Consider the following 20,115-nt stretch of genomic DNA (forward strand, 5'->3'; position numbering starts at 1 on the left):
AAGCTATATAAAATATTTGAACCAGTATAAATGAATTGTGAACCAATAAAAAAGGCCACCTATTGGTCGCCTTTTTTATTATTTATTCCGATAATATTTTTAGAGTTTGCTAACGTCTACGACAGCATTGAAATGCAGTGCTGTAAATTTAGTTAACGCGGTACTAGCAAACGATTATGAACTTCTTGTTCAAGCTTGGTCAAACCATGACTGCGACCACGTTCCATCGCCGTATCCATCTTACGTCCACGTAACCATCCTGCCCGCAGCGCTATTGCTGCTCCTACTCTATTACCCGACCCACAATGCATAGCGACTTTCTTGCCATGGTGCTGGCGTAGCACATTATCAAACGCCAATATCTTAAGCTGCTTTAGCTCTTTAGCACCGCTGATAGGCAGCTGTTCATAGTGCATACCTGCTTGCTCAACTGCTGATGCCTCATCAAAGCTCAACTCGTCATCAGGCTGCAAGTTGATGACCAGCTCGACGCCCGCTTTCGCTAAAGCCACGACTTTTTCATCGTCTAATGCACCGCACACGATAGTGTTTGCATCGGGACGAAAATAAGGCTCAAAGATATCGGCTAAATCGATGCCATTATCGGCACTAATATGCATGTTAGCACCGCTATCGTTAGCAGCGACCGTATCAGTCGTCATCGAGCTATCTGTTTGATCTACGTCTATCGCGTTTTCTTCTGAAGGCATGTTTTGTGAAGTCATAATAATAAATATGTACGTTAAATATGGCTGTTAAAATAGAAGCTTTATGATGTTTATATTACTTGCTGTCGCTCTTTAGGGTTACAACACCCGCCAAATGCGGTTTATTGTTTTTAGAGCTATACAGTCCAAACTCACAAGTATCATCTACGTTTTTGAGCTGAGCTACTGGCTCAGCAATCAGCTCTACTTCAGCTGGCAAAAAGATAGGCAGCTTAAATGAGACGTCAATTGTGTAAGCATCAGGCAAGTCACCCATTAGAGCAAGACACTTAGCTTTTGACCACATACCGTGCGCAATCGCTTTAGGGAAACCAAACGCACGTGCTGATAGCGGATGCAAATGAATCAAGTTAAAGTCGCCTGAGACAAAGGCATAACGACGACCGATATCTTCTGGCACCTCAAAAATGCTATGGACACCTGCTTCGTTTACTTCAGGCTTGACCATTACCGGACGCGGAGCGCTCTTCTTATCTTTACTGCTAGGTTTTTTGCTACGTGATAAATAAGTCGACGTACCTTCCCAGATGACTTCATCTTCTGACTTTACGATAGTCACGAAGTCAAACTGCTGACCTTGGGCATGATCACGCAGGTTATCAAAAGTGACCGACATTGCTACCGTTTCACGCTCTCCAATCGGCCGATACTGGGTGACGCTATTATCAACGTGAACAAGACCTAACATGGCAAATGGGAATGGCTCTTTGACCATCATGTTCATCTGCAGCGTCTGTGACAATACCGAGAAGTAAGTCGCTGGTACTTTGCCATCATCAGCAAAACCGCAAATTTTGCGATAGTCGTCTAGGTTTTCTTGATCGATATGCAAGTCATCTACATAGTAAGTAGATTGTGGCAACTGGTCTCTACTGACCTTGCCACCATTACCGATAGGCAATAAGCTTTTGACAATATTGGCATAAGTGGTGTGCGCTTTTGGCAACGCATCATAATGTTTGTCTGACATAAGTACATCCTAAGTGTGGCTTGAACAAGTTCTTTAATGTATATAAAGACAATCTGCAGTCATTGACTAAAGCCTACTATTAAATCATCTAATAAGCATTAAATTTAATCAACCTCATGAGTATCTTTAATAGCAAAAAATAGTTTGGCTATTGGTTCTTGTGTTTTTATCATAAAAAAGCCACCCTTGGGCAGCTTTATTACACTTTATCAGAGATTATTTCGTAAGCATATGTGATACAAACGAGAAATAATAGCTCATATGATACAACTACTTTCTCTACCTGCACCTTATTTCTCACATATACCTATCAATTAATCAATGTTATGCACCAAGTAAGCTTTGACCACAGACGCGAACCGTGTTGCCATTTAGACCGCCAGACGCAGGTGAAGCGAACCATGCGATAGTCTCAGCCACATCTACTGGCAGGCCGCCTTGGCTCATTGAGTTCATGCGGCGACCAGCTTCACGAATAGCAAATGGAATGGCTTCTGTCATTTGGGTTTCGATGAAACCAGGAGCGACTGCATTGATCGTCATGCCTTTAGCATTGTCTTCTAATTGCTTGGCAGTTGCGTTAACCAAACCAATTACCCCAGCTTTAGAAGTGGCATAGTTGGTCTGACCCATGTTGCCAGCGATACCTGAAATTGACGACACACATACGATACGTGCGTTTTCTTTCAGTACGTCATTGTCCAACAAGTAGCGATTCAATCTAGCGATACTGCCCAAGTTGATATCAATGACCATGTTCCACTTTTTCTCATCCATTTTAGCCAACGTCTTATCACGAGTCACGCCAGCATTATGGATGATTGAATCTAAACCACCACGTTTTTGGGCAGCGTCAGCGATTTCTGCACCAGCGTCTTCACTAGTGATATCTACTGTCAAAGCAGAGCCACTGATTTCGCTAGCAACTTTTTGTAAGTCAGCTTGCTGCTGCGGTACATCTAGACAGATAACATGCGCCCCTTCACGAGCCAATACACGAGCGATAGCTTCGCCAATACCGCGACTTGCGCCAGTCACTAGCATAGTTTTGCCGCCCAAAGGCTGGTTCCAATCAACATCGACTGAGCTGCCTTTACTGACACGTACTACTTGTCCTGATACATAAGCTGAACGAGCTGAGGTAAAAAAGCGTAAGGTTGAATCTAGGTTTTCCTCTGCGCCTTCTTCAACATAAATCAGCTGCGCTGTGATACCGCGTTTAAACTCTTTACCCACTGACTTCACAAAACCCTCAAGCGAGCGTTGAGCCATTGCTGATTCAATATCAGTGATGTTCTCTGGCGTACGGCCAACCACAACCACACGGCCTGATTTTTCTACGCGGCGTGCAACTGTATGGAAAAACTCATAAAGCTCTTTTAGCTGTTCAGCATTGCTGATATTACTGGCATCAAAAAGCAGTACTTTGAATTGATCATCGCTACCCGTGTTGGCTTTTGCCTCAACGCCTGCATCAGCAAGTGCGTCTTTGATATCATCACTGCTGTTTACATATACTTCGGCATGAACGTCTGACAGGATACGGGCAACAGACTCACTGACACTCTTGTCATCACCAGTAGCACGGCCAACCAATACGCTACCACGCACCAAACGCTCGCCGCTTTCGAAACGATCAAGCGTCGTTGGCATCGGCAAACCTAAGTTTTTTGCTACTTTTTTGCCAATAGAAGATTGAACAAAATCACCGTAACGGTCTGACATAATATAATCCTTATAATTAATGATTCGTATAATAATAAAAAATGCAATGAATCTATTATATAGAGACATTAACATCGTAATTATTTAAATTTAGTAAATCGCCTCAAAACTAGCCTAACTATACACTTCCCTTATAAACAAGTCCAAAAACAGATAATGTCTACAACAATCTGTAAACAAGTCAGTATACAAGCCAGTCGTTTTTAGCAGCGTTAAGCGCCACTATAACATGTTAAAATCTGACCTATAGGTTATGGCATACTTAATTATTGATAACAATATATTATCAAACGTACTGTTATGCAATGCTAATATTTCTTACTAGCCAGTCTATTAGAGCGATGCGTCATGGTCATGAATCTACTACCGACCTCATATAAGCGTCACATCGTTTGCTAAAGAGATACATTAAATGAATAAAAACGCCTTATGATAAACAGCTGTATTGCGTAATAAATGATAATATTTGCCTGTATAAAATAACTTAACTATTTTTTATTGTTACCTATCACTTTTTACTTCTACCCATACTTTTTAAGGATAATATTATGAGTAATAAAAACAATCATCCAGATAGCCCTGTTGTTGAAAGTACAGTTGTTAAAGCAACGGATACAAAATCAGATACAGCAAAAAAAGAAACCGCTGCAAAAAGCACTTCGACTAAAGATACTAGCACTAAAGAAACTGCTAGCAAAAAATCGGTCGATGAAAAAGTAGAAACCACCGCCGCCAAAAAACCTGCTCCGGCTAAAAAAGCCAGCGAAACCAAACCAGCTTCAAATCTGAATCGTGTTGCGATCTTAGGTGGTAACCGTATTCCATTTGCGCGCTCAAACGGATCATACGCTGATGTTAGCAACACAGACATGCTAACCGCTGCATTGGACGGTTTGGTTGAGCGTTATAACTTGCAAGGCGAAACCGTAGGTGAAGTGGTATCTGGCGCAGTCATGAAACTTAGCCGTGATATCAACCTTACTCGTGAAGCGACATTGAATACCGCGCTAAACCCGCATACGCCAACTTATGATATTTCACAAGCTTGCGGTACTGGCTTACAAGCGACCTTTGCTTCTGCTAACAAGATTGCACTTGGTCTGATCGATTCGGCAATCACTGGCGGTGTAGATACTACTTCTGACGCTCCTATCGCTGTCGGCGATGGCTTGCGTAAAGTACTGATCAAACTTGGTGCAGCAAAAGACAACAAACAACGTCTAAAAGCATTAATGGGTCTCAATCCAAAAGACTTAATCGATTCACCACAAAATGGTGAGCCACGTACTGGCCTATCAATGGGCGATCATCAAGCGATTACCACGCTTGAATGGAATATCAGCCGTGAAGCGCAGGATGAGCTTGCATTTAACAGCCATCAAAACCTAGCACGTGCTTATGACGAAGGCTTCTTTGACGACTTGATCACGCCATACAAAGGCCTAACTCGTGACAACAACTTGCGTCCAGATACTACATTAGAAAAACTGGGTAAATTAAAGCCAGTATTTGGTAGAAAAAACGCCAACCCAACGATGACGGCTGCCAACTCTACGCCGCTTACTGACGGTGCTTCTTGTGTACTGCTAGGTACTGATGAGTGGGCAAAAGAGCATGGCCTAAAACCACTTGCTTATATCGTCCATCAAGAAACCGCAGCAGTAGACTTTATTGGCAAATCGGGTACTACAGAAGGTTTACTAATGGCACCAGCTTATGCGGTACCACGTATGCTTGAGCGCGCTGGTCTGACTCTACAAGACTTTGACTTTTATGAGATTCATGAAGCCTTCGCTTCACAAGTACTATCAACCTTAGCTGCCTGGGAAGATGAGAAATTCTGTGAAGAGCGCCTAGGCTTAGATGCCCCATTAGGTTCTATCGATCGTAGCAAGCTAAACGTAAACGGTTCATCACTAGCCGCAGGTCATCCATTTGCAGCAACTGGTGGTCGTATTTTAGCTACTGCTGCTAAATTATTAGATCAAAAAGGTTCAGGCCGCGCACTTATTTCTATTTGCGCAGCAGGTGGTCAAGGCGTGACTTGTATCCTAGAAAAATAAGCTTGGTCACTTTTAAGTGAAAAAGATACGCTGACTTATTAGTTTAATCAGTACATATCTATCAATAAAAAAATGCCCTTTAATTTATTTAAAGGGCATTTTTTATTGTCTGTACTTTGCTATGATAGAAACGACCTAGATAGTAGCCTCTTAAAAAAGCCGATACGCAAAACAAAGGTAATATTTATGGGTAAGACAAAAATTTTATTAAGAAAAATGAGGCAAGTCATTTTTGGCTCTGAAAAACTGGTGATGACAGAACCGCTTGCAACCGCTGATTTTCGATCTCTAACGACTGAGGAGGATGTAGATCGGTACAATCAGGAACAAGCCATTCTTACTGAACGCATCGAAAAAGACATTCTTGATGATGATTTACGTCGAAAAATGCACCAAGACTTAATCGATACATATGATGAAGAACTAGAAAATGAAATAGATGACTATGCACGTGACTTTCGTTTTAACGGACGTGAGATGAGCGAGCAAGAAAAACTGGATCGACGCACCTACTTCCAAGAGTTGGTACGACTACAGCGAGAACTGATAAAACTACAAGATTGGGTCGTTGATCGCGGTGAACGTATCGTCGTTATTTTTGAAGGGCGGGATTCTGCTGGTAAAGGTGGTGCCATTAAACGCATTACCCAACGATTGAACCCACGCGTTTGCAGGGTAGCTGCCCTGCCGGCTCCCACTGAGCGCGAGCAAACGCAGTGGTACTTCCAACGTTACGTGGCCCACTTGCCTGCAGCAGGCGAAATCGTATTGTTTGACCGTAGTTGGTACAACCGCGGAGGCGTTGAGCGTGTCATGGGGTTTTGTACTGACGCGCAATATGAGGAATTTTTTCAATCAGTACCAGAGTTTGAGCGTATGCTCGTACGCTCAGGCATTCGCTTAGTAAAATACTGGTTTTCTATCACTGATGATGAGCAACATGCTCGATTTATGAGCCGAATATATGATCCGCTCAAGCAGTGGAAACTCTCACCAATGGACCTACAGTCGCGCCGACGCTGGGAAGATTACACCAAAGCAAAAGAAACCATGTTTGAGCGTACTCATATTCCTGAAGCACCCTGGTGGGTTGTCGAAGGCAATAACAAGAAGCGAGCACGATTAAATTGTATTGCCCATTTGCTCGACCAAATCCCTTACAAAGAAGTGCCTCGTGACGAAATTGAGTTACCCAAACGCAAACGCGATGATGAGTACTACCGCGAACCTATTCCCGATGATATGTATGTACCGCCTCGTTATTAAGCCACTAGCACCTACTACTATAAAAAATTAAAGAAACTTGATTTAAAAAAGCAGCCTTACTAAATAATAAGGCTGCTTTTTTATATTAATAAGTTAAAAACTACAGTCAAACTTATTAAAGATACAAATGTGATTTCTAGATACTACCTAGTTATTAATAGATACTACATAGTATAAGTCGATTGCAAGCTATCGATTTTTCCTGCTAGTAGGCGCTCAACTTCATTCTTGATTCTTTGACCAGAGACGTCACTACCAATTTGCACAGCAAACCCTGCAGGTCGACTGCCTTGACTCTTGGAGTTAATCCAAACCACCTTACCATTCATTGGTAGACGTTCACTAGAGTTGGGTAGTGTAATGGCAATGAACACTTCATCACCCAATTGCTGAAGTTTGTCCGACGGTACAAACAAAGCGCCATTACTGACAAATGATAAATAGCTGGCATATAACATTTCGATACTTTCATAATGACAGGTTAAAATCCCGCCACGTCCTGGCATTGCCATAGTCAGCTTCCTTCATCAACTGGGTTTAATATGTTTATATAAATAATCGATAGTATATAGTTAAGAACAATTGCAAATTTTCGAACACTAACTAAGCGTTAAAACATGGCTCTATAAGCTTGCCAACTCTTGCATTAGCTTATCATAGGCAAATTTTTCTTGCACATTTTGTTGCAGTGCAATTTTGGTCTGCTGTACGCTGTTGGCAAATGCCTCTAACCCGCTATCAGTAGGATGATAAGTCGCCAATATCGTTGATAGATTGACATCCTTTTGTAGTTCACTTAGGCCTAAACAGACACGGCGTATATCAAGGAGCATCAGCTCAGATAACTGTATAAACTCTTTAATATTGAGCTGACCTTGCCAATAATCACTTGCTGCCACACCACTACGTTTACCACTACGTAGCGCCTGCCATGTGGTCAGCCATAGGCTGCGCTTGCTATACCATGGTGCTTGTGCCAAAGCTATAGCAGCTAAAGGCGCACCATTGGCCAGTTGTATCAACTGCTCAATCGCAGCGCTACCGACGGCTTCGCGGTTAATCGTGTGACCTAATGCCTGCGTCACGTAATCGACAGCAACAGTCGGCTCAATTGTCTGTAGTGCTAACTGTTGCACACGACTCTTAATCGTTGGCAATAGCTGAGCAGGCGTATCACTAATCAAAAACAGATGCACCTGCGCTTGCGGTTCTTCCAATGTTTTAAGCAGCGCATTGGCAGCGGCCACCGTCATTTTTTCAGCGTGATCTAATACACAGATGCGCATCCCTTGCCCGCCTTGATAAATAAAAGGCTGCAAAGCACGAATATCATCTACTTTGATCTTAAGTGCGCTGTTGCTAGTAGCTTTAACGCCTTTTTTATCTTTTGTGCTACTTGATTTTTCTTGAAGCGCATCGCTCTCGGCACTGATAGGCATACTAACGAGTGGTAATACTTGTAGGCTCGGATGAGTTCCCGACTTGAGCCATTGACAGCTCTCACACACTTCACAAGCACCTAGTGGGTGTGCGCCACGCTCACGGCATAATAGCCAAGCGACCAATCGCCATACAAAGGCGCGTTTGCCCATACCTTGCATACCAGCAGCGAGCAATGCATGCGGCAAAGACTGCTGCTTAAGTACGCGCTTGGTCAACTGTAACCACAGTACTTTTTGCCATGGCAATAGTGGCGCAAAATATATACGGTCTGTGTTATCTAATGCGTCCATATTTCCTGTCAAATTATTCATGGTTATGGCTCTATCACATTGATTAGGTATTTCAGGTATAGCCACGACAACGATACTTTAGCGTTGTAGAAAACTTAGAATCGCACGCAACTTTGCTCAGACTATTACTTAGTAGGGTTCTGAAAGTTATCTAAGCTCATCGCGTTTAGACGGTCTAGATCTTCTTGTGTATCGACACCCGCTGGTAACTGACAGGCAGCTTCTGCGATAGCGATATGCTGACCGTTTTCTAAAACACGTAATTGCTCTAAGCTTTCAAGTATCTCAAGTGGCGTTTGTGGCCAGTTTACGAACTGCTGTAATAGACTGACACGATAAGCGTATAAACCCAAATGGCGATAGGCATTCTTTGGTGATTGCATCTGGTTATTATCAGCCAATACAACATCACGATCACAAGGAATCGGTGCGCGGCTAAAGTAAAGCGCACGCTGTAAGTTATTAGCAAATTGACTGACCACTTTTACTGCCGATGGCTTTTGGAACGTATCATAGTCATTAATAGGCTCACAGAGTGTGGCCATCACGCTATCCTCATCCGCTACCAAAAGCGCCTGTACTTGCTTCAAAAGCAATGGCGGTACAAGGGGCTCATCGCCTTGCATATTCACCACAATATCATGCTCAGCCCAACCTTTGATAGCTGCTACCTCTGCCAAGCGATCCGTCCCTGAAGCATGCTTGCTACTGGTCATAACCACATCAAAGCCTGCATCGGTGCAAACTTTTGCGATTTGCTCATCATCAGTCGCTATACACATGTCATCAGCAAAACTTGCTGTCTGCGCTTTTTCTGCTACCCAAAGTATCATCGGCTTACCATGAATAGTTAGCAATGGCTTACCAGGTAGCCGTGTACTCTTAAAACGTGCAGGAATCACGATATGGGTCTTGGCAGGTGTGGTGGCGAACGACATGGCGTATTCCTATAAAATGGTACGGCGATTTAAAATATTAGCTGATATTTACAATGAGGCTGACGTGTTCATATCATGGTCAATACGAATCCCTAGCGCCTTTAGCTGCGCATCTAGATTATGATAACTATTCTCTGATAATACAGCCGTCACTGGCAATACCCATAGTCTACTGACAAGTTCTACATACTCATCATTGAGTGCTTGTGTCGCTGTATAGTCTGCCAATAATGCGCTGATTTTTACCGCATCTTTACTGGTTACGATGATAGGATAATCATCATATTGTAAAAGCTCAGCCAAACTAAAATCATAATGGTCAGGGTAAGGATGCCCTATGACCTCAAAGCCAATAGATTCTAAGGTATCAAAAAACCGCTGTGGATAGCCGATACCACTAACAGCATGAACACGACTATTATTAGTAGGCTTCACACTATTTAGTCGTGCTGCGCTCGATGTAGGATCCCATAGGCGCTGTAACTCAGCTGGTTGCAAATGCATGGTCAAACGGTCAGTAGACTGTATCTTATTACCACTTCTAGAAGTCTGAGTTAAATCTATACTTGGTTTTTCATGATAGATAACATTTGCACCCTCTAATCGTGACATCGGCTCACGCAAAAAACCCGTTGGTAATAGCTGTTTGTTGCCAAACCCACGAGCGGCATCTACCACAATCCATTCGATATCGCGCTGTAGTGCATAATGCTGCAAACCATCATCTGCAATAATCAATTGCAAATTAGGCTCTGCCTTTAATAGAGTGGCAATCGCTTGCTGACGATTGGGGCACACTGCCATAGCAGCGCCTGTCATATGAGCAATCAAGCACGGCTCATCCCCTACTACATGGGGTAAACTGGTAGCACTGACCAATGCAGGCATTTGACTCGTATCACCGCCATACCCGCGACTGATCACCCCTACTTTTATACCTTTCTTTTGCAGATAGCTGACCAGAGCAATAATCAGCGGCGTCTTACCACTACCGCCGACACTGATATTACCAATGACCATCACGGGAATAGGTGCCCGATAGCTTGATAATAGGCCGACGTTATAAGCTTGACGACGCAGCAAGGTGATGAAACCGTATAACCAACTAATAGGTAGCAACAACCACAACCAAACAGCTTGACGTTGCCATGCGCGGGTGGTTGTCGTCTCAATACTCATTAATCAATGTCGCTTATCTTATTGGTTCATGGCTGCGTGAAAATTGGCTGAAAACTTCTAAATTGACTACTCGAAATCTCGAGCATACATTTGCGCATAGTGGCCTTGCAGTTTCATTAGCTCATTGTGCGTTCCTAACTCAACAATCTGGCCGCCATCCATCACAGCAATACGATCCGCTGATTCGATAGTCGTCAGTCGATGGGCAATGACCAATGTGGTGCGGTCTTTCATCACATTATCGAGCGCTTGCTGGATATAATACTCAGACTCATTATCAAGCGCGCTAGTAGCTTCATCTAAAATTAGAATCGGTGCATCCTTTAGTAATGCACGAGCAATAGATAAACGCTGACGCTGACCACCAGATAGTTGCAACCCTTCAGCACCAATTTCACTCTGATAGCCATTTGGCATTTTCATAATAAAGTCATGAGCGAAGGCATCTTTTGCAGCTTGTTCAACCTCAGCTTGAGTCTTGTCAGCTAGGCTGCCGTAAGCAATATTATTAAATACGGTGGTATTAAACAATACTACCTGCTGGTTCACCATTGCAATCTGGGCACGCAGACTCTCTAACTTAATGTCTTCGATTGGCATACCATCCAATGTGATCTGCCCTGAGGAAGTTTCTAGAGTACGGGTTAATAAATTGACTAGTGAGGACTTACCCGCGCCACTTCGCCCTACTAATGCAACTGTCTCGCCTGCTTTTATATTCAAGGTAAAGTCACGTAGAGCCACCGTCGAATCTGGATAAACCAAGCTGATATTGTCTAACGACATTTGCCCTGATAGCGCTTTACTGATTGTGCCTGTATCTTCCTCTTCTGGCTCATCAAGTAGCGCAAAAATCGACTCACCAGCAGCCAGACCTTTTTGCAGCTTCTGATTAATATCAGTCAGCGAACGTACTGGTTTACTCAATAAACCTGCGGCTGCAATGTAAGAGATGAACTCACCTGCTGAGATATCATCTATTACTGCAGGTCGCAGTGCAAGCCAGACGACAACGGCCATCGCAACCGCCATCAACAGCTGTACGGCTGGCGTATTAATACTATTGGTAACAACTACCTTCATACCTTGGCGTAAGTTTTTCTTGGATGTTTTGTCAAAACGTGCTGACTCGTATGATTGACCACCATAGTTTTTGACCACTTGATAGCCGCCAATGACTTCATTGGTAATGTGACTGACATTACCCATCGTTTCTTGGATACCTTTTGAGAGCTTAAGATAGCGCTTTGATGCAATACGCACCAGCCATAGTATTGGTGGCAATACCACAAATAAAATAAGCGTTAGACGCCAATTGCTATAAAACAAAAAGCCAATCAATGCGACAACGGTCAAACCATCACGCAGCAAGGTCTTCATTGAGTCTGTACTGGCGGCCGTGACCTGTTCAACATCAAATATCAATTTCGATGAAATCGTACCGGCTGGATTGGCCAAATAAAACGAACTAGGCAAGCGCAGTAATTTATTAAAGACTTCTACACGTAGCTCATAGACTAAGTTGCGTGAGACCAATGCAGAGTAATAGTTACCCAAAAAACTACCAACCCCGCGCACAAAGAATAGCAATATAATCAATAGTGGAAATAAGGTTTGTTTGCTTCGATCATTCTGATTGATAGCATCAGTAATATATTGCAGAAGCTTGGCAGTCCAAATCTCTGTCCCTGCATTAATTGCAAAACCTAAAGCCGTCAATAGCAATGCCCACCAGTAAGGCTTTAAATACCTTAATAAGCGTAATAGTGTCTTACTCTTAGGCGTAACGGGCGATACTGCCGATGCATTTTTAGCAGAAGATTTTTTAGAGTCAGGTAAATAAGCTTGGCTCATAAAAGCCTCAATTTGGGTATCGTGGTATGAATGGGCTGTGTGACACACAGTTTTATGATGATAAGACTATATATGTTATTGCGGTAGCGTTTGGCCAAGTGGTACCACTGTACTGATGTTTAAATTCAAAAATCCGAGCTTTCCAGCAATATCCATCACTCGTACCACAGACTGATGCGTCGCATTGGCATCCGCTGCAATAACAAATAGCATATCGCGATTACTGCCCGCCTCTTGCTGCAACATACTGGTCAGTTCAGCTTCATTGCTACTAGCAAGTGTAATGCCGTTGACCAAATAGCTACCATCCTCTTGCACAGCTACTTCGATACTGTTGTTTTGTTCTGTCAGTGCAACACCTTCCGCTTCCGGAAGAATAATATTTAAACGACTAAAGTGATTGAATGAGGTAGCAAGTAATAAAAACACAATCAAAAACAGTAAACAATCAATCATCGGTGTTAGATTAATTTCAAGCGGTTCAACCGTTGGTTTTCTAAAACGCATATCAATCTCTTTAATTCAGCTACCATTTACAGGCTTAAGATTTCTATTCTTTAAAACCGCATTTACTACACTGCCGCTATGCTGGTCTTATCAGAATCCAACCCACCGAATGAACGTTCTTGCACTATACTATCGTCTATTGACTTATGGCTAGAAGATGTAGATGACTGCGTACTAGCAAGTAAGTGATAATCATACAGCTCTTGAATCATAAGCCCTGCTTGAGTCTCAAACTGAGCATTAATATCAATGATACGGCGCTGAAAATAACGATAAGCAACCAACGCAGGGATAGCAACGATCATACCAGCAGCAGTAGTAATTAGTGCCTGTGATACACCAGCGGCTAGCATCGTCGGATCTTGCATGGCACCATCGGTAATCGCTAAGAATGACGAGATTATCCCTAGTACCGTACCCAATAGGCCAAGCAACGGCGCTATCGCACCGATAGTACCTAGCATATTAATGTTTTTTTCTAACTGATGAACTTGGACGCTGGCACGATTTTGCATGTGCATCGTCATCGACTCTAGCCCATACTGACGGTAAAGCAAACCCGTTGCCAAGATATCGCCAAGCGCCGTCTTTTCTTTTACATTCATCAATTGTGTGCGGCCAATATCGCCATTTTCGCGTAAACGAGTTATTAGCTGTTCGCGTAACCTACTAGGAGCGACTTTGTTAAACTGTAGCGTATGACTACGTTCAATGATGATAACCAAAGCCAATATAGAACAGACCACGATAGGTGTCATTAGCCAGCCACCTGCTTTTACCAACTCCCACATACCCACTCTCTTCCATATTTTTGCAAAAATAGTTATTCAGAAGCGATTTAGCGTTTGGATAGATACAGCTAACTCGCAAACGTTCTCAAGCCTAAGCTTCTATATGTTTAATCAACGCAGCTAATTGATCTTGATTGTGGAAAAATATCTCAACACTACCTTGACCATCTTTTTTATGCTTTAGTTTGACTTCAGCACCAAGCATGTCTGTCAATCTTTGGGTCAAACGCTCTACATCACGAGATTGTGCTTGTTCAGCACGGTTGATCTTGGGCGCTGGCTGCAAGATTGACTTGACCAATTTTTCAGCTTCTCGCACGGTCATACCGCCATCGATAATCTTTTGCGCGATGATAGGTTGTTGTTCAGAGGACAATGCTAAAAGTGTACGAGCATGACCCATATCTAGCGCACTGTTGGCCAAATGGTCTTTTACTGTATCATGCAGCTGATTTAAGCGGAGTAGATTCGATACTGTCGTACGTGCCTTGCCAACGACTTCAGCAATCATGGCATGACTCATACCAAACTCCGTATGAAAGCGCTGCAACGCCGCCGCCTGCTCAATCACTGACAAGTCTTCGCGCTGGATGTTTTCAATCAATGCTAGGGCTATCGCCAACTCGTCAGATAAAGCGCGCTCAATCGCAGGAATAACTGCTTTTCCTGCCATTTTTGCTGCACGCCAGCGGCGTTCACCAGCGATAATTTCGTGAGTGACAAATGCTTCGCTCTTATCTTCATTTGCCAATAGCGGGCGGATAACGATAGGCTGCATCACGCCATGCTGTTCGATAGAAGATGCCAATTCTGCAAGTGCTGTCTCACTCATATCACGACGAGGCTGATACTTACCTGCTTGCAAACGTGTGACATCGATCTGGACAAGGCTAATCTGGTCTTCGGTTGTGCTCGTATCTGCACTATTGCCACGCGATTTGTTGAGCGACGTCTTGCTAGTAGTGCGAGATGAACGTGGCGCGCGAGTACTACTCTCACTAACAGCATCGTTATCAGTAGTCTTCGCAGATGATTTTTCACTGGCTTTTGTCGGAGTGATATCAGGCGCTATATCTGTGGATACAGTATCTACAGGCGCATTAGTATCTGCAGGCACATTAATATCTGGCGCAGCATTTTCACGCGCCACCATGTCGTCTTGCAAGGCAGAGGCGGTAATTTGCTTTTCTTTTTTGATTGACCCTAATAAGGCATCTAAGCCCCGATTAGCAGCCAACCCTCTTTTCTTCGCCATGATTACCTATCCTCTAACGCTAAAATAAAAGCCAATTGATTACTGATGCGGCTTACTAAATACAATGTTAAGTGTTCTATACTTATGCTATTCATTTACTGTCTTGATCAGTGACGCTTTTTATCTAAAAATCCTTTGTAAGAGACTTTAGATAAAAACTAGTTGCTTTGTTTCATCACTTCAGCGGCCAGCTTTTGATACGCGCGTGCGCCTTTTGACCATCTCTCATACGCAATAACTGGTAAGCCGTGCGCAGGAGCTTCTGCCAAGCGAATATTCCTTGGAATATGGGTCTTGTACATGATATCGCCAAAATGCGCTTCTAGCTCAGTAGAGACATCACGGGCAAGCGTGTTACGCGCATCAAATAGCGTTCTGACCACACCGCGAATATATAGCTTAGGGTTCAACTCTGTAAGACGTTCAATCGTTTGCGATAAGTCAGCCAACCCTTCTAGTGCATAGTACTCACACTGCATAGGGATAATCACACTATCTGTAGCCACCAACGCATTAATCGTCAGTAGATTCAAACTAGGCGCACAATCTATAATCACATAATCGTATGGCTGTTTTTGTGTAGATACCTGATCGTTAACCAATTCAGCCATGGCGGTTTTAAACAGTTCATGACTGTCCGTCTTACTCATTAAGGTAATGTCCATGCCAGCCAAATCGCGATTGGCACCGATGACATCGAACCCTGCAGGACTAGTAACAATTGCTTCAGACAACGCGACACCATCTAGCAAAACGTCCGCTATGGTAAGATCCAACTCGTTTTTGTCAACACCTGTACCACTGGTCGCATTACCTTGTGGGTCTAAGTCAATCAGCAGTACATGTTTGCGTTTAGCAGCCAAGCTAGCGGTCAAATTTACTGCCGTTGTGGTTTTACCCACACCGCCTTTTTGATTCGCAATTGCTATGATTTCCATACACTCACTCAATTTTATTAGGGTCTATTACTTTTGACTCGGTTGGTACGATTATTTTTGTTCAGTCTTGTACAGCGACACTCGCTCAGTATTTAGAAATCAGCCATTCATGGTCTAAAATACTCAGTTTACGGTCGAGTATTTTAAATGCTTTTAAATACTATGTCATTTAGATACAGACGTAAACTGTGTTTCACAAAAAACAGTGCCTGTTTCATGACTGCGAAGTATTTATGCTTTAACTATCTTTAGCAGACATTTCAATTAAATGACGACTGTCGTGCAAACGTGGTACTGTCAGCTTGATGGTTTTGATATGCCAATCACTATCAAGTGCTTGCAGCTCTTCTTCACTCGGCACTTTACCTTTCATAGCACATAAGAAGCCGCCATCTGCTAATCTTGGCTGCGCTACTTCTACAAAATCTATCAAACTGGCAAACGCTCGTGATGTCACCACAGCATAGCTTGCTTCATGCGCTTCAATACGCGATGCGATTGGCTGCATATTACTCAAACCAAGCTCGCTGCTAATTTGCTTAATAAAGCGAATTTTCTTCTGATTGCTATCAAGCGCAGTACACTGGCGCTCAGGCTGACAAATGGCAATAATAACTGCTGGCAACCCTGCTCCCGTGCCGATATCTAGCAACGATCCGGCGGGTAAATGCGTTATAATAGACAGACAATCTATCACATGCTTGATCAGCGCTTCTTCTGGATCAGTGATCGCGGTCAGATTATACGCTTTATTCCATAATAAAAGCTGGTCTAAGTACAATAATAACGTGCGCTGCTGCGTTTCACTTAACGGCAGACCCAGCTCATTTATCGCTTGCGCCAAGATATTGGCCAGCTTTGGCAGTTGCGCACCAAGCTTTACGAAACCAGTCGGATCAATATTGATATTACCCATACTAGCAGACGATGAAGAGTTTTTAGCGGAAGCTGACATACAACGAGTTATCCAGTTTTGACTTGTGAACCGTTTATTTTATCATGCAGTCTGCCCATTGAATAGTTGCAGATTGCGCCAATGTGGGACATCTTATACTATCTACGCTGATCATGAGGCGTTATTCTGCTTTGATTGCCTCCAATTCGCTGATTAAGTCATTCGTTTTTTACTGTTTACGCTCAAGCATTTGTCTAAATATGATACAAAACTGCGCTTAATGACTTCGCTAATAGGTGGCTATATCTTGTAAGATGTCATGATTGATTATAAAAAACTCAGAATACGCATGACTAGATAAAACCAATCACTTCTCATATTCCTTTAATACTTTTTAAGATGATTTTTCAAACGCCTATGACAGAACAACCCTACACCCCTATATCGCAAGTATCAAAAGACGCTAACAATATGGTAGTACCTGCTACCGATACAAAAAATCCTAAGCAAACAGCACCTGATACCCCAAACCCTATCTTCATAGAAGTTCAGCAAAATTGTCGCATTTCCGCTGAACAATTAAAACGCTATAGCGACCCTGATGAGTTACCTACAGATACACGTACTGCGCCTGACTTAGATGTTGGTTTTGGCCAACAACGCGCGCTTAAAGCATTGCATACAGCGCTGGATATTAAAGCCAGTGGTTACCATGTGTTTGCCGCTGGTGAAAACGGTTTGGGTAAGCGTACTGTGATTAGTCGTCTTTTGACGCGTATTGCCGCCGACGCACCAACGCCTGATGATTGGGTATATGTGCATAATTTCACTGATCCACGCACACCATTGGCGCTGCGTCTACCAGCTGGTCAAGCCTCGCTATTACAGCAGCAAGTTAATAACTTATGGCAGCAAGCAAAAAAGCGTTTAAGCCAACGCTTTCGTAGCGATCAATACCAAAGCAAAATCGAAGCCATCAAAAACAGTACTCATCAAAAAGAAAGTCATGCCTATGACGCGCTTAATGCTGAAGGCAAGCAATATGACCTAGCATTGACGTTTCGCTCGTTTGATAATAAAGCCGTATTTGTTCATCCTAGTCAACTGCCTACAGAAAGCAACAGTGATGATAACCAACAGGTAGAAACACCTAACAATCAAAAAAATTCAGAAAAGCTCGATGATAGCGAAAAAGTTAACATTTTGAGCGATGAAGATAACAAGAGTAAAGAAAATCAAGACTCCACATATAGCAATAATGAGTATGAAGCTGAGCTGAATAACTTTGTACAAAAGAACCATATGCAAAAGCGCCTGAGTCAACTGACCATCGCTTTAGAGCAGCTAGAAGACGAAGCCAACGATGAGATTGAGGCGTTACATCGTAGTATTGCCCAACGTGCTCTACAATCATTATTTACCCCTATCTATAAGCAGTTTGCAACTCATTCACTTGTCGTGGCATATCTCAAAGCTGTATTCGATGATATGGTCACTCACGTAGAGCGTATCGTCAATGGCGATGATGAAGAGTTTGTGACGGCAGTATTGGCTACGACGCCCAGTCGTTATGCGGTCAATGTTATTGTCAGTCACACACCTGACAGTGGCGCGCCCGTAGTCTTTGAGGATTTGCCAACCCATCTCAATTTATTGGGGCATGTCGAGCAAATCACCCAATTAGGCACAGTAACCACTGACGTAAGTATGATTCGTGCAGGTGCTCTACATCGCGCTAATGGCGGCTATTTACTATTAGAAGCCAGCCACGTCCTTGAGCATCCTTATGCGTGGCAAGGCTTAAAGCGTGCATTACAATCACGAAAAATCAAACTATCAAGTCTAGAGCAAATGCTGACGCTAACCGGTAGCTTATCTCTTTCACCAGCGCCTATTGATTTAGATATCAAGGTTATCTTGTTAGGTGAAGCAGATTTATATTACGAGCTACTAGAGCTTGAGCCTGAATTTGATGCGGTATTCAAAGTCCGCGCTGACTTTCATGACGATGTGCCTCGTACCATTGAGCATGAATTGGCACTGGTCGCAAAAATGGCCGATATCATCGATCATGCCGACCTTTATCCGTTTGATAGTAGCGCGCAAGCTACGCTGCTTGAGCACTTAAGCCTGCAAGCTGAAGAACAAGATCGATTAAGCCTACACAGTGACTTATTGATTAAACTATTGCATGAATCAAACCGTCACGCTCGCTTAAATAATGAGACTATGGTGACGGCAGATCACGTCACTCAAGTAATCGATGACATGGATGAGCGTTCAGGATATTTGCGCGATCTGTACTGGGATGAGCTGAAAAACGGCCAGCAGTTAATCCAAACGCAAGGCGATGCTATCGGACAAGTTAATGCATTGACCGTGGTCAGTTATGCTGATAGTGAGTTTGGCATGCCAGCACGGCTTACTGCGGTCATTCAGCCCAATATTGGCACAGGTGAAATTCTTGATATTGAGCGTGATGTAGACTTGGGCGGTAGTTTACACGCCAAGGGCATGCTGATTATGACCAGCTATCTGCGCGCGCTATTTAGTCAACATCATGCGCTGAATTTTAGTGCCTCACTGGCATTCGAGCAGAGCTACGCGCAAATCGATGGTGATAGTGCCACTGTGAGCGAAGGCTGTGCATTGCTATCCGCGTTAGCAAACGTCCCCATCAATCAGTCTCTCGCAATTACTGGATCTATGAACCAGTTAGGCGAAGTACAGGCAGTTGGTGGCATCAATGCCAAAATCGCAGGTTTCTTCGACGCCTGCCGCGAGCAAGAGCTAACAGGCGATCAAGGCGTCGTCATTCCGATGACTAATGTCAAACAACTGATGCTACGTGACGACATTATCGATGCGGTAAATAGAGGCAAATTTCATATCTATGGCGTCTATACTCTAAGTGAGGCCCTGACGTTGATGACTGGTTTGCCCATCGACACCATGAATGAAAAAGGCCGTTATCGTAAAGATACTTTATTTGGCAAAGTATTAAGCCGTCTGATGCTATGGGATGAAAATCAAGAGAGCACGGACGACATCGATGATGAAAAGTCCAAAAAGAAAGCGAAGAAAAAGCGTAAAGAAAAACGTCAAAAGAAAGAAGATAAGAGAATAAAAGAAAAGCGAAAAGGTGAGAGAAGTGATAAGAAAGGTAACGAGGAAAGTAACAAGCAAAGTGATGCTAAGCCTATTGATGACACCCTAAACGATAGCGAGACAACAGCTGTCGATGAGGATGGCAATTAAAATTTGAACGGTACT

The 20,115-nt window shown here is 43.3% G+C and carries 16 protein-coding genes; 3 read left to right on the forward strand and 13 right to left on the reverse strand.

Going from position 1 to position 20,115, the window contains the following annotated elements:
- Positions 1 to 152: 152 nt before the first annotated feature.
- From ACTXGF_RS22385 to ACTXGF_RS22395, 3 genes are all read right to left on the reverse strand, one after another.
- Positions 153 to 662: a protein tyrosine phosphatase family protein gene (locus ACTXGF_RS22385; protein ID WP_443532941.1), complete on the reverse strand. Its 510-nt coding sequence runs from the start codon at positions 660 to 662 to the stop codon at positions 153 to 155.
- Positions 663 to 783: 121 nt separating this feature from the next.
- Complete coding sequence (locus ACTXGF_RS22390) at positions 784 to 1,698, reverse strand: MaoC family dehydratase (protein WP_102094752.1); 915 nt, start codon at positions 1,696 to 1,698, stop codon at positions 784 to 786.
- 324 nt (positions 1,699 to 2,022) lie between these two features.
- Positions 2,023 to 3,423 (reverse strand): 3-oxoacyl-ACP reductase, encoded by a 1,401-nt coding sequence (locus tag ACTXGF_RS22395; protein WP_397476991.1) that lies wholly within the window; start codon positions 3,421 to 3,423, stop codon positions 2,023 to 2,025.
- Positions 3,424 to 3,971: 548 nt separating this feature from the next.
- Here ACTXGF_RS22395 and ACTXGF_RS22400 point away from each other — a divergent pair.
- Positions 3,972 to 5,486: an acetyl-CoA C-acetyltransferase gene (locus ACTXGF_RS22400; RefSeq protein WP_443532703.1), complete on the forward strand. Its 1,515-nt coding sequence runs from the start codon at positions 3,972 to 3,974 to the stop codon at positions 5,484 to 5,486.
- 186 nt (positions 5,487 to 5,672) lie between these two features.
- Positions 5,673 to 6,752, forward strand: coding sequence for a polyphosphate kinase 2 (gene ppk2 / locus ACTXGF_RS22405; RefSeq protein ID WP_443532702.1), 1,080 nt, complete (start codon positions 5,673 to 5,675; stop codon positions 6,750 to 6,752).
- Between the two features lie 164 nt (positions 6,753 to 6,916).
- Here the strand turns inward: ppk2 and ACTXGF_RS22410 are convergent, their stop codons facing one another.
- The 10 genes from ACTXGF_RS22410 to rsmG form a co-directional block, all read right to left on the reverse strand.
- Entirely contained in the window at positions 6,917 to 7,264 is a 348-nt protein-coding gene (locus tag ACTXGF_RS22410; RefSeq protein ID WP_201572079.1) for a PilZ domain-containing protein, read from the reverse strand.
- A 111-nt stretch (positions 7,265 to 7,375) separates the two neighbouring features.
- Positions 7,376 to 8,506, reverse strand: a complete 1,131-nt coding sequence (locus ACTXGF_RS22415; RefSeq protein ID WP_443532700.1) for a DNA polymerase III delta subunit-related protein — start codon at positions 8,504 to 8,506, stop codon at positions 7,376 to 7,378.
- Between the two features lie 104 nt (positions 8,507 to 8,610).
- On the reverse strand, positions 8,611 to 9,423 hold the full coding sequence (kdsB, locus tag ACTXGF_RS22420; RefSeq protein WP_443532698.1) for a 3-deoxy-manno-octulosonate cytidylyltransferase: 813 nt from the start codon (positions 9,421 to 9,423) through the stop codon (positions 8,611 to 8,613).
- Positions 9,424 to 9,471: 48 nt separating this feature from the next.
- Positions 9,472 to 10,602 (reverse strand): tetraacyldisaccharide 4'-kinase, encoded by a 1,131-nt coding sequence (lpxK, locus tag ACTXGF_RS22425; RefSeq protein ID WP_443532696.1) that lies wholly within the window; start codon positions 10,600 to 10,602, stop codon positions 9,472 to 9,474.
- Positions 10,603 to 10,668: 66 nt separating this feature from the next.
- Positions 10,669 to 12,456, reverse strand: a complete 1,788-nt coding sequence (gene msbA, locus ACTXGF_RS22430) for a lipid A export permease/ATP-binding protein MsbA (RefSeq protein WP_443532694.1) — start codon at positions 12,454 to 12,456, stop codon at positions 10,669 to 10,671.
- A 75-nt stretch (positions 12,457 to 12,531) separates the two neighbouring features.
- Positions 12,532 to 12,963 (reverse strand): ExbD/TolR family protein, encoded by a 432-nt coding sequence (locus ACTXGF_RS22435; protein ID WP_057759437.1) that lies wholly within the window; start codon positions 12,961 to 12,963, stop codon positions 12,532 to 12,534.
- A gap of 65 nt (positions 12,964 to 13,028) precedes the next feature.
- Positions 13,029 to 13,754 (reverse strand): MotA/TolQ/ExbB proton channel family protein, encoded by a 726-nt coding sequence (locus ACTXGF_RS22440; protein WP_443532692.1) that lies wholly within the window; start codon positions 13,752 to 13,754, stop codon positions 13,029 to 13,031.
- Positions 13,755 to 13,845: 91 nt separating this feature from the next.
- Entirely contained in the window at positions 13,846 to 15,009 is a 1,164-nt protein-coding gene (locus tag ACTXGF_RS22445; RefSeq protein WP_443532690.1) for a ParB/RepB/Spo0J family partition protein, read from the reverse strand.
- 158 nt (positions 15,010 to 15,167) lie between these two features.
- Positions 15,168 to 15,947: a ParA family protein gene (locus ACTXGF_RS22450; RefSeq protein ID WP_057759431.1), complete on the reverse strand. Its 780-nt coding sequence runs from the start codon at positions 15,945 to 15,947 to the stop codon at positions 15,168 to 15,170.
- A gap of 238 nt (positions 15,948 to 16,185) precedes the next feature.
- The gene (gene rsmG, locus ACTXGF_RS22455) at positions 16,186 to 16,902 is read right to left on the reverse strand and encodes a 16S rRNA (guanine(527)-N(7))-methyltransferase RsmG (protein WP_443532688.1); all 717 of its coding nucleotides are present in this window, start codon (positions 16,900 to 16,902) and stop codon (positions 16,186 to 16,188) included.
- Between the two features lie 357 nt (positions 16,903 to 17,259).
- Here rsmG and ACTXGF_RS22460 point away from each other — a divergent pair, with 357 nt between their 5' ends.
- A complete protein-coding gene (locus ACTXGF_RS22460) occupies positions 17,260 to 20,100 on the forward strand; it encodes an AAA family ATPase (RefSeq protein WP_443532686.1) in 2,841 nt (946 codons plus the stop codon).
- Positions 20,101 to 20,115 lie beyond the last annotated feature (15 nt).

It is taken from the genome of Psychrobacter sp. 1Y6 (assembly GCF_052258385.2).
Lineage (GTDB): Bacteria > Pseudomonadota > Gammaproteobacteria > Pseudomonadales > Moraxellaceae > Psychrobacter.